This window comes from Collinsella aerofaciens, from assembly GCF_028209885.1.
Lineage (GTDB): Bacteria > Actinomycetota > Coriobacteriia > Coriobacteriales > Coriobacteriaceae > Collinsella > Collinsella aerofaciens_BA.
The window spans coordinates 48,162-62,458 of sequence record NZ_JAQLEM010000009.1 but is presented as its reverse complement, the minus strand read 5'-3'; the positions used below and the strand labels follow the sequence as shown (position 1 = coordinate 62,458).

Here is a 14,297-nt window from a genome sequence, read left to right as displayed (position 1 = left end):
CTTCAGTCTGATATGACTTCGCTGAGGCTAAAACAAACACACAGAATAACACAGGTAGTTGGGGTTATTGCGTATATATAAAATAGCCTCCGACCACGGATGGTCAGAGGCTATTTGCAAGCACGTTTTTGGCTGGTTTACCCGTAGATGCGCTGGGGCTGTTCTTCGCCCTTTACGGAGGCTTCGGTCACGATGACCTTGGCGACACCCTCCTCGCTGGGCAGGTCGAACATCGTCTGCTGCAGCACGTCCTCGCAGATGGAACGCAGGCCGCGGGCGCCGGTCTTGCGGGCGAGCGCCATGCGGGCGATCTCGTGCAGGGCGGCGTCCTCAAACTCAAGCTCAACGTCCTCGAGCTGGAACATCTTACGGTACTGGCGCACCACGGCGTTCTTGGGCTCGGTCAAAATCGACACCAGGTCGTCCTCGTCGAGCGCCTGCGTCTGGGTGACGACGGGCGTACGTCCCACAAACTCGGGGATCATGCCAAAGGCGTTGAGGTCCTGCGGGAGCACCTGACGCAGCAGGTCGTTCTCGTCGACCGAGGTGGGTCCGGCGATCTCGGAGTTAAAGCCCACGCCCTTGTTGCCCACGCGGTCGGCGATGATCTTGTCCAGACCCACAAAGGCACCGCCGCAGATGAACAGGATGTTGGTCGTATCGATCTGCAGCAGCTCCTGCTGGGGATGCTTACGGCCGCCGGTGGGCGGAACGCTTGCCACCGTGCCCTCAAGAATCTTAAGCAGTGCCTGCTGAACGCCCTCGCCCGAAACATCGCGGGTGATGGAGAGGTTCTCGGCCTTGCGGGCGATCTTGTCGATCTCGTCCACGTAGATAATGCCAACCTGTGCGCGCTCAATGTCGCCATCGGCGGCGTTGATGAGCTTGAGCAGGATGTTCTCCACGTCCTCGCCAACGTAACCGGCCTCAGTAAGCGCGGTGGCATCGGCGATGGCAAACGGCACCTCGAGGATGCGCGCAAGCGTCTGGGCGAGCAGGGTCTTGCCGGTACCAGTGGGACCGAGCAGCAGGATGTTGGACTTGGCGAGCTCCACCTCATCCATATCATCGTCGAGTTGCGAGTCCAAGCCGTCGTCAAAGGCCGAAAGCGCAGCGCCACCCTCAATCACGCGGCGGTAGTGGTTGTACACGGCAACCGACATGGCGCGCTTGGCGTCCTCCTGGCCCATAACATAGGCCGAAAGCTCGTCATAAATCTCGTGCGGCGTCGGCACGTGCGTGATGACCTGGCGGTCGTCCTCGAGCTCAAAGCCCTCGGTCTCGGGGTCCACGGCGGGCTGGGATGCAGCCTGACCATGGTCGTTGAGGAAGCCCGGCAGCTTGCCGTTGCGGGCAGCGTCCATAAAGTCCGAAGCCAGCGACTCCTCCAGAATCTCGGAACAGGCGGCGACGCACTCGTCACAGATAAAGATGTTGGTCGGGCCCTTTACGAGGCGACGGACCTGGCCCTGCTCTTTTCCGCAGAAGGAGCAGCGGATGGGGTTGCCGTTCTCGTCAAAGTTGTCCTGCATGTTTCCTGCCATCCTAGGCATCCTTCGCGGCGAGATCGCGCGAGGTGACGATACGGTCGATCAGACCGTAGTCGAGGGCCTCGGCAGCAGTCAGGTAGTTGTCGCGCTCGGTGTCGGCCTGGACCTTCTCGATGGGCTGGCCCGAGGCGTCGGACAGGATCTGGTTGAGCTCGCGGCGAGTCTTCTTAATCTCCTCGGCAACGATCTCGATCTCAGTCTGCTGGCCCTGGGCACCGCCGCTGGGCTGGTGAATCATGACCTTGGAGTGCGGCAGGCAGAAGCGCTTGCCCTTAGCGCCGGCCGAAAGCAGCACGGCGGCCATGGACGCAGCCATACCGACGCAAATGGTGGAGACCTGCGGCTTGATGAAGTTCATGGTGTCCAGAATCGCCAGGCCGGAGTAGACCTCGCCGCCGGGCGAATTGATATAGAGCGAGATATCCTTCTCGGCATCCTGGCTCTCAAGATGCAACAGCTGGGCAACGACCAGGTTGGCGCTGACGGAGTTGATCTCCTCGCCCAAGAAGATGATGCGATCGTTGAGCAGGCGCGAATAGATATCGTAGCTGCGCTCGCCGCGCGGCGTCTGCTCGATAACGTATGGCACGAGGGCGGAATCGAACTTGGCGATCATACGCATCTCCATTTCTCTCTTGCGGACCAAATTGGTTCTAGATAAACGTACGGTGCCCGCATGCTATGCATTGGCTGGCACCGTACGAAGCAACCGGATAACCGGTGTATAACTTTACCCCATCACGGGCGCACCCATGCGCTCGTGGGCAAGGTGGCGAGAATTACTCGGCGTCCTTGGCGGTCTCGTCGACCTCGGTCACCTTGGCGTTCTCGACCAGGTGGTCGACGGCCTTGGAGCGACGGATGGACTCGCGGACAGCAGGCATGCGACCATCGGCGATGAACTCAGCCTTGGAAGCCTCGACGTCCTTGACGCCAGCCTTCTCGAACTCGGCGTTGATGTCGTCCTCGGTGACCTCGATCTTGAGCTCACGGGCGAGGGCGTCCAGAGCCAGGGACTCACGGGCAACGTCGTTGGCCTGCTTGTGCAGGTCGCCGATGAACTGCTCCATGGTCAGACCGGAAGCGGGCAGCCAGGTGTCCAGGGTCATGCCGCGGGCAGCGAGGTTGGACAGGAAGTTCTGGCCGAGCTCCTCAAAGACGGACTGCTCGTAGTCGGCATCCATCTCGTCGAGCTGCAGGCGCTCGGCGAGAGCGGAGACGCAACGGTTCTCCTTCTCGGCCGGCAGGCGGGAAGCCTTGTCCTGCTCGATCTCGATCTTGATGGCGTCGCGCATAGCGTCGATGCTGTCGAAGCCAAAGTCGGACTTGACGAGCTCGTCGGTGAGCTCGGGGGTGTTGCGGACCTTGATGCCCTTGACGGTGACCTCGACGGTGTGGGTCTCGGCCTCCTCGCCCTCCTCGACCTCGTCGGTCCAGGTGACGGACTTGACGTCGTCAACGTTGGCGCCGATCAGGGCCTCGTTGAATTCCTTGGGGTTGCTGTCGCTACCGGCGATGAGCATGCGGCCCTCGGCGGCAAAGTTGTCGGCATTCTCGACGGCCTTGAGGTCGACGGTGACGTAGTCCTCGGCCTCGACGGCGCGACCCTCGACGTCCTCGAAGGTGGCACGGTAGTTGAGGAGCATCTCGACCTGGTTGTTGATCTCGGACTCGGTGACCTCCGCGGGAGGCATCTCGATCTCGACGGCGTCGAAGGAGGAGAGCTCAGCGGCAGGACGCAGGGAGAACTCAACGGTGTAGGTGTAGTCCTCGTGATCCTTGGCGAGGTCGAGCTCCTTGTAGTCACCGCTCTTGGTGGGGACGATGTCCAGCTCGTTGAGGACGGCGGGCTCGTTGGCGGCGATCAGGTCGTTGGTGGCCTGAGCGAGGGTAGCCTCGGCGCCAAGAGCGGAGTCGATGACCGGACGGGGGGCCTTACCGGCGCGGAAGCCCGGGAAGCGGTACTTCTTGGCGGTGTCCTTGTAGGCCTTCTTGATCGCGGCGTCGACGTCGGCGGCCGGGATGGTGACCGTAGCGGTGAGCTTGGCGTCCTTGACGTCAGAAGCGGTGATGTTCAACACGTTCCTCCTCATACTGCCCAGCTTATCTGAGGTGCTGGTACCTTTATGCAACAAAGTGTCGCGACGGCCGAAGCCGACGCAGATGCGTTGGTGCGGGCGAAAGGACTCGAACCTTCACGGGAATCCCACCAGAACCTAAATCTGGCGCGTCTACCAATTCCGCCACGCCCGCATGAGCGCACAGACTAGGAATGATAGCAGATACGAACGACAAGCGCACGCACACCTTTTACAAGCTCACGACCTCACCACGAGTGCAAAAGGCGGGGCGAGTTGCCCCGCCCCGCCAATTACGACTTGTTCGCTGACCCGCTACTCCCCCAGCAGGGCCTTCTCGGGCGTAATCGGCAGCGAGCGAACCTGGTGGCCGGTGGCGTGTGCGACGGCCGAGGCCACGGCGGCGAGTGGCGTGTTGATGACGACCTCGCCGATCGACTTGGCGCCAAACGGACCCGTCGGCTCGTAGCTCGGCTCAAAGGCCACGCGAATGCTGCCGATATCCAGGCGCGTGGGCAGCTTATAGCTCATAAAGTTGCCGGTGCGCAGGCGGCCGCGGTCGTCATGCTCGACGATCTCGTAGAGCGCGTGGCCGATACCCTGGGCAATGCCGCCCTCGGCCTGGACGCGCGCGAGCGCCTCATTGATCACGGTGCCGCAGTCCACAGCCGCCGCATAGTCCACCACGGTCACCTTGCCGGTGGCCTTGTCGACCTCGACCTCGGCAATGCCGGCCATAAACGGCGGAGGCGAAACGGGCAGGCAGGCAGAGGCATGTGAGGTCAGCGCGTCGCCGCCCGCGATATTCTTGACGCACAGGTTGGCAAAGTCGCGCAGCGTGAGGTAGCGGTTCTGCTCGCGCGCGGCACGCTCGTCGGACAGGCGCACGTACTGACCATCGAAGACTACATCGGCGACGTCCACATCCCACATCTGGGCGGCCTTGGCGCAAATCTTCTCGCGCAGCTCGGTCGCGGCGTTCTTGGCGGCAAGGCCCGTCACGTACGTACCCGAGCTCGCGTACGAGCCGGCGTCAAACGGCGACACATCGGTGTCCACGCCGCGCACCACGATCATCGAACTCTCCACGCCCAGCTCCTCGGCGGCAATCTGCGCCAGGATCGTGTCGACGCCCATGCCGTTATCGGTGGCGCCGGTGCCAATGGTAATGAAGCCGTCCTCTTCCAGGCGCATGTCGATGCCGGCGATATCTACGTTGGAAATGCCCGAGCCCTGCATGGTAAGCGCGCAGCCCAGAGCACGCACGCGGTCGCCTAGGTCGACGGCCAGCGGCTTGTCGCGCCAGCCGATCATGTCCATCGCGCGCAGCAGGCAGCGGTCGAGCGCGCAGGCGTTGAGCTTCTCGTTGTAGTACTGCGGCATGATCTCACCCTCGCGCACGATGTTCTTAAGGCGCAGGTCGGCGGGGTCCATGTGCAGCATGTCGGCGAGCTCGTTGACGGCGCTCTCGACGGCAAACTGGCCCTGGGTGGCACCGTAGCCGCGATACGCGCCGCCGCGGTTGGTATTGGTGTAGACGGCGTCCCAGCTAAAGCGGCTCGCCTTCACATGGTTGTAGATGGGCAGGCTCTTGTGGCCCGAAAGGCCGATCGTCGTGGTAGCGTGCTCGCCGTACGCGCCGGCGTTGGACAGCGTGTGCAAATCGATGGCCGTGATGGTGCCGTCGTTCATGGCGCCCAACTTAACGGTCATCTGCATCTGGTGGCGCGAGTTGCCCGCGGTGATGGTCTCCTCACGGGTGTAGCAGCAATAGCTCGGACGGCCGGTCTGCTGGGTCACGAACGCCACGAAGATCTCGCAGCAGCCCGTCTGCTTGGAGCCAAAGCCGCCGCCGATGCGCGGCTTAATGACCTGCACCTGCGACTGCGGAATGTCGAGCGACTGCGCGACCATGCGGCGCACGTGGAAGGGCACCTGCGTAGAGGTGGTCACCGAGATGCGGCCGAACGCGTCGGTCGTCGCGAAGGCACGGAAGGTCTCCATGGGCGCGGTCTGCGTGGCCTGGCTGGTGTAAGTGCGGGTGAAGACGATGTCGCTCTGGGCGAAGGCCTCGTCCAAGTCGCCATAATCGCTGGTACCGCTGCACACCAGGTTGCGCGAGACATCCCCGCCCTGCGGGAACATAAAGGTCACGTCGCCCTCGGGGTGGACCACGATGTCGTTATCGAGTGCCTGGGTAAAGTCGAGCAGCGGCTCGAGCACCTCATAGTCGACCTTGATGAGCTTGAGCGCCTTGTCGGCAGCCTCCTCGGTCTCGGCGGCGACGATCGCCACCTCCTCGTTTTGGTAGCGCACCAGGTTCTCGAGGATCAGGCGGTCATAGGGACTCGGCTGCGGATAGCTCTGACCGGCAATGGTAAAGCGACGCTGGGGCACGTCATCGTAGGTGTAGACGCCCACGACGCCGGGCACCTTCAGGGCGCGCGACGTATCGATGGAGCGGATCTTGGCGCGGGCATACGGGCTGCGCTTGAGCTTAACGATCAGGGCGCCGGCGGGCACCATGTCGCCCGTGTAGACGGGACGACCCTCGAGCAGCGCCTTCGAGTCCTTCTTGGGCTGCTTGTGGGTGATCTGCTTGTACGCGACACCATCGGAGCTGGTGTTATTGACCGGCAGCTCGGGCATCTCGAAACCCACCTGCACGCCGGACTCGTTGAGAAAACGGACGATGGCGCGCAGCTGGCTCTCGTAGCCGCTGCAACGGCAGAGGTTGCCGGCAAGCTGGCGCGAGAGTTCCTCGCGCGTGGCGACGAGGCTTGGGTCCTCCTTGGCGGCGCGGGCAAGCGCCAGCACGTTCATGATGAGGCCGGGGGCGCAAAAACCGCACTGCTCGGCGCCTTCGGCAGCCATCGCGCGGGCCAGTGCCTCGGATTCGGCCTTAAGGCCCTCGAGCGTGGTGATGGTATGGCCCTCGACACGGGCGGCGGGAACCGAACAGCTCAGCACCGGGTCGCCGTCGAGCCACACCGTGCACAGACCGCAGTTGGTGGTCTCGCAGGCGCACCGCACCGACGCGCAGCCCTGCTCGCGCAGCAGCGCAAAGAGCATGGTGTCGGGGGCAATCTGAACCTTGACCTTGCGGCCGTTGAGCGTAAAGGAAAGATCGATGAGTTTGGCAGCCATTAGCGCACCTCGCTAGAATCGACGCCGGGCACGCGGCGGCAGGAATACTCGTCCGTGGCAAACTTGGGAATCTGCACGCCCTCGAGCTCGCGGGCAAGCGCGGCCGAAAGCTCGATGCCGGCGGCGCGGCGCACGGCCTGAATCGCCAGCGGGGCCGAGATGCGGCGGCGGTAGTCGGCCGAGCCCCACATGTTGGTGCCATAGCTCAGCGCGCGTACGGACGCGGCAAGGGCGCGAAGCTCGTCCTCGGAAGGATGCTCGTTGGTAAGGCCGCACGCCTCGCCCTGCAGCAAGGTCGCGCGCAGCGGGCGGGCGCCCACGGTGACATGCCAGCTGTTGTCCCACCAGGCGACGGTGACGTTGAGCGAGGGGAAATCGGTCGCGGCCTTGCGCACGGCCTCGTAGCTCGCACGGTAATCATGCTTGACGACCACGACATGCTCGATCACGTCGCGCACGTAGCCCATGTCCACGAACTCGGCGAGCGGCACGCGACCGGCGCCCGTCAGCTCAACATAGGAATCGAGCGCGAGGAAGGCGGAGAGAACGTCCGAGAAGCCAAAGCGGCCGTAGATGCTGCCGCCCACCGTGGCGGTATTGCGCAGCTGCACGCCCACGATGTCGTGGACGGCGAACTCAAAGACATTGTTGACAAGCGCGTTGAGCCCGGCATGGCGCTCGAGCTGGCGCAGGGTGCACATGGCACCGATGCGAAACTCGGTCTCGGTCTCCTCGATCTGATCGAGTCCGCAGGCCGAAAGGTCAATCGCCGTCGCCACACGGCGCGAACCCAAGCGCATCCAGATGCCGCCGCCCACAATCTTGTTGTTGCGGTTCTTCTGCAAGAGCTCATAGGCTTCGGCCGCGTTTCCAACACGGACGTAGGTACCGAACTTGAGCACGTTCTCCCCCATCTCTCCACTTGTCCAGTACCTTTAAGTGTACCAAACGAGGGGCCGCACACCGTTTTAGGACAAAATCCACCCACCCATACATAACTTGCGGTGATATACGGACTGATTAGCCGTTCTGGGGCGCTAAACAGTCCGTATTTCACCGCAAGTTATGAGGAGTCCTCCGGGATAGAAAAGGCTCCCAGCCGGATAGCTGGGAGCCTCATCACATGCTATGTCGAGCGAAAATTTAGCAGACGCCCTGGGCGAGCATGGCGTCGGCGACCTTCAGGAAGCCGGCGATGTTGGCGCCCATGACAAAGTTGCCCTCCTCGCCGTACTTCTTGGCGGTGTCGTCCACGTTGTGGAACATGCCGCGCATGAGCTGCTCGAGCTTGCCGTCGACCTCCTCGAAGGTCCAGGACAGGTGCTCGGCGTTCTGGCTCATCTCCAGGCCGGACACGAGCACGCCGCCGGCGTTGGCAGCCTTACCGGGCATAAAGGCGACGCCGTTCTCCTGGAAGTAGGTCGTGGCCTCGATGGTCGTGGGCATGTTCGCGCCCTCGCCGACCACCTTGCAGCCGTTGGCGACGAGCGCCTGGGCGTCCTCGAGCAACAGTGTGTTCTCGCGAGCGCAAGGCAGCGCGATGTCGCAGGGTAGCTGCCAAACGCCGCGGCCGTCGCCCTCGTGCCACACGGCGTTGGGCTTCTCGTCAACGTACATAGCGAGCGTGACGCCCTTGTCGTGGCCGGAGCGCTTCTTGTTGTAGACGTGCTCGAGCACGGTGTAGTCGATGCCGTCGGGATCCTCAACCCAGCCGTGAGTATCGGAGCAGGCGAGCACCTTGCCGCCGAGCTGGGAAACCTTCTGGACTGCGTAGATGGCGACGTTACCGGAGCCGTGAACGACGACGTTCTTGCCCTCGAAGGAGTCGCCGCGGCTCTTGAGGTACTCGTCCACAAAGTAGGCCAGGCCGTAGCCGGTGGCCTCGGTACGGGCGAGCGAACCGCCAAAGGAGAGGCCCTTGCCAGTGAGGACGCCGGTCCACTCGTTGGTCAGGCGCTTGTACTGACCGAACAGGTAGGCAACCTCGCGGCCGCCAACGCCCAGGTCGCCGGCGGGAACGTCGGTGTTGGGGCCGATGTGGCGATAGAGCTCGGTCATGAAGGACTGGCAGAAGTGCATGATCTCGTTGTTGGACTTGCCCTTGGGGTCAAAGTCGGAGCCGCCCTTGCCGCCGCCCATGGGAAGGGTGGTCAGGCTGTTCTTGAGGATCTGCTCCAGACCCAGGAACTTGAGCATACCCAGGGTGACCGTCGGGTTAAAGCGCAGGCCGCCCTTGTAGGGTCCAATGGCAGAGTTGAACTCGACGCGGTAGCCGCGGTTGACCTGGACCTTGCCCTGGTCGTCGACCCAGGGGACACGGAACATAACGATGCGCTCGGGCTCGACGAGGCGCTCAAGCAGGGCGGCCTCCTCGTACTCGGGATGGGCGTCGAGCGCCGGCTGGATGGTGCCGAGGATCTCGGTCGCGGCCTGGATGAACTCAGGCTGCTCGGGATAGCGGGCCTTGAGCTCGTCGAGAACTTTCTGCGTGTAGCTCATGCTTCCTCCAATTGATGGAAAAGAAAGGTGTCGTTCGAGGCGCCCCATGCGCCGCGAGCTTTATCGAGTATGGATAATATCGCACTGTTGCAGCAAAGTTTCGCATAAGCCGACGAGCAGATGTTTCGTTTTGATTACGATGCAGGTAGAAGCGTTTTTGAGTGCCCGACGCACAAATCGCGTGTTTCGAAGCTGTTTCGTCCACGTGTTCCAAACCACCACATTGGGGACAGGCACCTTTGTGGTGGTGTTGGTGGTTAGAGGACGAGCTGGTGGTAGTCGGCGGGGGTTACGCGGCCCTCGGTGGCGGCGCGGAAGGCGGCGAGGGCATCGCCCGAGAACGGCATGGCCCAGCACAGCCCGCAGCCGGCGGTGATGGAGCCGGGCAGCGGCATGATGCGCCCGGGCACACCGGCGGCAAGACACAGCTGTTCGCATTCCATCACATCGAAGGTGCTGTCGAACGACGCGATGATTTTGCGTTCGTGATCAGGGGCATCGCCGAACGAGGCCTCGCGGTGCGACTCGCGATACGCAGCCGCCGCTGCCTCTTCCTCGGCCGTATGTCCACAGCCGCCACAGCCGCAGGTGCAAGGCTCGGACCCATCGCAAGTGCAAGGTTCTCCCGTGTCGGGACAAATATCGTGAGACATGGCAACTCCAATCGTCTAGGCGAGTAACTCGGCCGCCGCAAACTCCTCGGGCGTATTGACGTTCTCGAAGCAGAGCGTCGAGCCGGCGACCGCGACAATCTGAGGCTCGTCCAAATGCCCGGCGTTCACCCGGTCGATCAGGCAGCGGATTCGCTGACGGTCACCGGCGAGCAGCTCTTGGGCAACCGGAGCACACGCGTCACGACGCCAGACGGCGCAAAGCGGCTCAATCCCCCGCTCCTCGCGCGGCACGCACACGTCGAGCGCCTCGGCCTCGACACAGCCAGCAAGGGCACCGATTAGCTCCGAAGAGACAAACGGCATATCACAGGCGACGATAGCAGCGAGAGGCAGCCGGGCCGCAGTCAGCGAACTCGCGATGCCGCGCATGGCGCCCGCCGGCCCCTCAAGGTCCGACACTATTCGCGGCACCAGGCCGCCAAACGTGCGCTCCTCAAGGTAGGCAAGCTCGCTGGGACGCGAAGTCGTCACGACCAACTCGCCGGCAACTGGCGCCAGCCGACCCAGCACGCGTTCGATGAGCGGCTCGCCGCAAAACGCCATGCGCGCCTTATCACAGCCCATGCGCGAGGACAGCCCACCCGCCTGGACGACACAAGAAAGATCGGCACGTCTTACGGTAGTCATACGGCAAAACACCCCCATCGGCATGCTCGAAACCCGGTGCACGAAGCTAAATACCGCCGCCGAAATAGCGGCACTACGAAAAGCTCGTGCAAAAACAAAACAGCGCCTTTGCGGCACGCAGCAAGACCGCGAGCACAAAAGCGCTGGTAGCGTATGGCGGGAACGTATGTGAATCGAACACATCCAAGACGTTTTGCACGCCTCGCAACGGTTTTGAGGACCGCGGAGCCCACCGGAGCCCATCCGTTCCCAAGTGCGGCGGTATTTTACCAAACCGAGCAGCCAATCTAGCGCAGGGAGCGCAGGCCGCCGGCATCCTTGTCGAGCACCGTAAAGCGCACGGCATCTAGGTGCTCCAAGATGCTAATGGCGCGTTTGCGCGACACACCCAGGGCCTCGCGCAGCACGCTCGTGGTGGCAGCGCCGCCGGCTGCCTCTATGGCGGCGGCGACAAGCTCACGCGCATGGGACTCGGCGGCAGCGGACAGGGCAACGTCGCGCTCGACCTTAACGATCGAGCGGTTGAGCGAAAGCTCGCGCAGGGCACGCGTCATGGTGTCGCGACCGAGCTGCAGCTGTTCGCCCACCTCGGGAAGCGCCGGTGCATCCAGGCCAGCCTCGTCAAGCAGCGCGACGATGCGCTCGCAAGCCTCTCGCACCACGCGTGCCGCCGCGGCGGCCGAATGCGGATCGAATACCTCGGCGCCCTCGGCGGCGCACACGCCACGGGAGCAGCCCTCGGCAATCAGGGCCGCGGCAACGCCTTCATCAGCGGCAGGCCACGCAGCATGGGCAACGGCGCCGGGCGTAAAGCCCGTCTCCTTGGGAGCCGCCGCGTGCATGGCCGACAGGGTCGCCGCCAGCACGCCCATGGCGGCATCGAGCACGGCGGCATTCACATACAGCGCATCGCCCGAGCCAGCAAGCTCGCAAACAACACCTCGTGCCACCAACTCGTTCAGCGCGGTATCGGCCTCACCGGAAACAAGATCTAGCGCCGCGGCAACGTCAGCGACCACGACTGGCAACGCCTGCAGCGCCAGCCACGCATCCGCACCAGCGACGGCATCGTCGGCCTCAAGCGCTGCAAGCAGCGTGCGCTCCCCCGCCGAAAGCTCGCGCGAGCGACGGCAGCGCGATAGCAGCACGCGCCCGCCGCCGATGAGCATCACGGGCGAATAGGACAGCACCACGGCATGGTCTCCGGCTCGCAGCGGCAGCGGCTCCTCCAAGCGCACCTGAACATTACGGGTCTCGCCCACCGCCATGGGGGCCTCGCCCTCCATGAACATGATGCGACCGACGACCTCGGCCGTACCCGCCATCACGTGCACACGCGCACCCGACTCGAGCACACGCGGCTTGGCTCCCTCGCGACCCAAATACGTAAACGCCATCATAAAGCGCAACGTCTGACCAAAACGGTCTGCCACGCCGAGCATCTCACCGCGATCGAGCGCGGCGACGGCATCGCCCACCAAGTTGAGCGCCACACGCTGACCGGGCAACGCCCGCGGCGTATCGCCATGCACCTGAATCCCGCGCACGCGACAGACCGTACGCGACGGCAAAGCCATCAGCTCGTCGCCCACCGCAACCGGCGCATCGTGCAACGTTCCCGTCACCACGGTACCGACGCCCTTGATCGTAAAGCAGCGGTCGATGGGCAGACGCGGTGCGGCATCGGTGAGCTCGCCACGGGCACGGCAGGCATCCCAGCAAGCGGCAACCTGCTCGTCGAGCGCAGCCAGCAGGTCATCGATTCCCGCGCCGGTCTTGGACGACACGGGCACCATCGGCGCGTCCGCAAACACGGTACCCGACAAAAAGTCATCGACATCGAGCTCGGCAAGCTCGGTCATCTCGGCGTCGGCCAAGTCACACATCGTCAGCGCGACCACCATATGCGTAACGCCCAGCAGCTCCAGCACATGCACGTGCTCGCGGGTCTGCGGCATTACGCCCTCAACGGCAGAGACCACCAGCACGGCCACGTCGATACCCGTGGCGCCCTGCACCATGGCGCGCAAGTAATGCGCGTGGCCCGGCACGTCGACCAGGCCAACGATCTTGCCACTCGGCAGCGCCAGCTCGCCAAAGCCCAGCTCCACGGTCATACCGCGACGGCGTTCAACCTCCAGACGGTCGGGATTCTTGCCGGTCAGTGCCTCAATCAATGCCGACTTACCGTGGTCGACGTGGCCCGCCGTGCCCACGATAACGGGACACTCCACCAGCGCTTGAACCTCACTCATCGTGCAACCGCCTTCTCAACGCACGCGACGAGCGTCGACGCCGCTGTCTCGATATCGCGGTCACCCACGAGCGTGCGCACGTCAAACAGAATGCGGTCGTGCGAGGCGCGCGTGACGACTGGCGTATCGAAGTCTTGAACGAGCGAGCGCTTAAGTGCGTCGACGGACAGGCGCCCGTCGACCGGGCAGACGGCCACGCACATCGTGGGTAGCTCCACGGTAGGCAGCGAGCCGCCGCCGGGAGTCGACGACTCCTCGACGATCTCCACCTGAACGGCGCACGGGCAACCCGCCTTATCGAGCCCGGCGACCATACGATCGCGCAACTTGCGTGCGCGACGCTCCAGATGGGCCTGCGGAAGCGTGAGCATATTGAGCACCGGTACCTCGCGATGGGCCACATCCGCCCCATCCATGTAAATGCGTAGTGTAGCCTCGAGCGCCGCCAGTGCGAGCTTGCCCGGGCGTAGGGCACGCATAAGCGGATGCGACCCGCAGGCCTGGACCAGATCGCGACGGCCCATGATAATGCCCGCCTGTGCGGCACCGAGCAGCTTATCGCCCGAGCACGACACCAGATCGAGCCCTGCCGAAACCGAAGCCGGCGTGGTTTCTTCGCCGCCGCGCACCAAGATGTCGTCGGGCAACAGCGCGCCCGAACCCTGGTCCTCGTAGAACAGCAGACCATGCTTGTGGGCCAGGGCGGCAAGCTCCCGAGAGCCCACTTCCTCGTGAAAGCCCTCGATGCGATAGTTGGAAGGATGGACCTTGAGGATCATCGCCGTATCGGGCGTGATGGCTTGCTCATAATCAGCCAGGTGCGTGCGGTTGGTGGCGCCGACCTCGACGAGTTTGGCGCCCGAAGCCGCCATGACATCGGGGATGCGGAAGCTGCCGCCGATCTCGACAAGCTCGCCGCGGCTGACGATGACCTCCTTGCCTGCGGCATGGGTCGCCAGCACCAGCAGCACAGCGGCGGCGTTGTTGTTAACGACCAGCGCGTCCTCGGCACCGGTAAGCGAGCGGATGAGCTGCGCGGCGTGCTCCTTGCGCGACCCGCGCGAGCAGGTGTCCACGCTGTACTCGAGCGTGCTGTAGCCACGCGCGACCTCGGCCACGGCCTTTGCCGCCGACTCCGCGAGCGGGGCGCGACCCAAGTTGGTATGGATGACCACACCCGTGGCGTTGACGGCAGGGCGCAGGCTCGGCAGTGCGGATCGATGCGCACGCCACTCGATGGCCGAGGCCAGGTCGCGCTTGGAACGCGGGGCGGCGCCGGCACGAATCGCGGCGCGCTCCTCGTCGAGCTCGGCCGTGACGGCGGCATGCACCACCGCGTCGCAGGTCTCCCCCGCCGCCTTCACAACCGGCCACTCTGCGAGCAGCTCGTTGACGGAAGGAATAGCGCGAAGGCGGGCGCGTACCTCATCGGACATGTTCTGGCTATCGCTCATGTGCGACCTTTCA

Annotated in this window: 10 protein-coding genes, 2 tRNA genes and 1 pseudogene; all 13 read right to left on the bottom strand. The window is 63.9% G+C overall.

All coding sequences use genetic code 11. The features are described from left to right. Positions 1-137: 137 nt before the first annotated feature. The 13 genes and pseudogenes from clpX to selA all read right to left on the bottom strand — a co-directional run bounded on the left by clpX (position 138) and on the right by selA (position 14,284). Positions 138-1,544, bottom strand: a complete 1,407-nt coding sequence (gene clpX, locus PMX21_RS03755) for an ATP-dependent Clp protease ATP-binding subunit ClpX (protein ID WP_271758107.1) — start codon at positions 1,542-1,544, stop codon at positions 138-140. 1 nt (position 1,545) lies between these two features. Next, positions 1,546-2,166, bottom strand: a complete 621-nt coding sequence (locus PMX21_RS03750) for an ATP-dependent Clp protease proteolytic subunit (RefSeq protein WP_022095182.1) — start codon at positions 2,164-2,166, stop codon at positions 1,546-1,548. Positions 2,167-2,329: 163 nt separating this feature from the next. After that, positions 2,330-3,631 (bottom strand): trigger factor, encoded by a 1,302-nt coding sequence (gene tig / locus PMX21_RS03745; RefSeq protein WP_271758105.1) that lies wholly within the window; start codon positions 3,629-3,631, stop codon positions 2,330-2,332. 88 nt (positions 3,632-3,719) lie between these two features. Then, positions 3,720-3,803 (bottom strand) — tRNA-Leu (locus PMX21_RS03740). A gap of 140 nt (positions 3,804-3,943) precedes the next feature. Continuing rightward, positions 3,944-6,154 carry a xanthine dehydrogenase family protein molybdopterin-binding subunit gene (locus PMX21_RS03735; RefSeq protein WP_416378168.1) on the bottom strand — a complete coding sequence of 737 codons (2,211 nt, stop codon included), beginning with the start codon at positions 6,152-6,154 and terminating at the stop codon, positions 3,944-3,946. 177 nt (positions 6,155-6,331) lie between these two features. Further along, positions 6,332-6,700: pseudogene (locus PMX21_RS10075) on the bottom strand ((2Fe-2S)-binding protein); the annotation flags it as partial. 74 nt (positions 6,701-6,774) lie between these two features. Further along, the gene (locus tag PMX21_RS03730; RefSeq protein ID WP_271758102.1) at positions 6,775-7,677 is read right to left on the bottom strand and encodes an FAD binding domain-containing protein; all 903 of its coding nucleotides are present in this window, start codon (positions 7,675-7,677) and stop codon (positions 6,775-6,777) included. A gap of 241 nt (positions 7,678-7,918) precedes the next feature. Beyond that, positions 7,919-9,274, bottom strand: coding sequence for an NADP-specific glutamate dehydrogenase (gdhA, locus tag PMX21_RS03725; protein WP_271758100.1), 1,356 nt, complete (start codon positions 9,272-9,274; stop codon positions 7,919-7,921). A gap of 257 nt (positions 9,275-9,531) precedes the next feature. Continuing rightward, positions 9,532-9,927 carry a putative Se/S carrier protein gene (locus PMX21_RS03720; protein ID WP_271758098.1) on the bottom strand — a complete coding sequence of 132 codons (396 nt, stop codon included), beginning with the start codon at positions 9,925-9,927 and terminating at the stop codon, positions 9,532-9,534. 15 nt (positions 9,928-9,942) lie between these two features. Then, positions 9,943-10,575: a molybdenum cofactor guanylyltransferase gene (mobA, locus tag PMX21_RS03715; RefSeq protein WP_271758096.1), complete on the bottom strand. Its 633-nt coding sequence runs from the start codon at positions 10,573-10,575 to the stop codon at positions 9,943-9,945. Positions 10,576-10,729: 154 nt separating this feature from the next. Continuing rightward, positions 10,730-10,826, bottom strand: a tRNA-Sec gene (locus PMX21_RS03710). A 36-nt stretch (positions 10,827-10,862) separates the two neighbouring features. Further along, the gene (selB, locus tag PMX21_RS03705; RefSeq protein ID WP_271758094.1) at positions 10,863-12,830 is read right to left on the bottom strand and encodes a selenocysteine-specific translation elongation factor; all 1,968 of its coding nucleotides are present in this window, start codon (positions 12,828-12,830) and stop codon (positions 10,863-10,865) included. Beyond that, the gene (gene selA, locus PMX21_RS03700) at positions 12,827-14,284 is read right to left on the bottom strand and encodes an L-seryl-tRNA(Sec) selenium transferase (RefSeq protein ID WP_271758092.1); all 1,458 of its coding nucleotides are present in this window, start codon (positions 14,282-14,284) and stop codon (positions 12,827-12,829) included. Before selA ends, selB begins: the two co-directional genes overlap by 4 nt. Between the last annotated feature and the right edge of the window lie 13 nt (positions 14,285-14,297).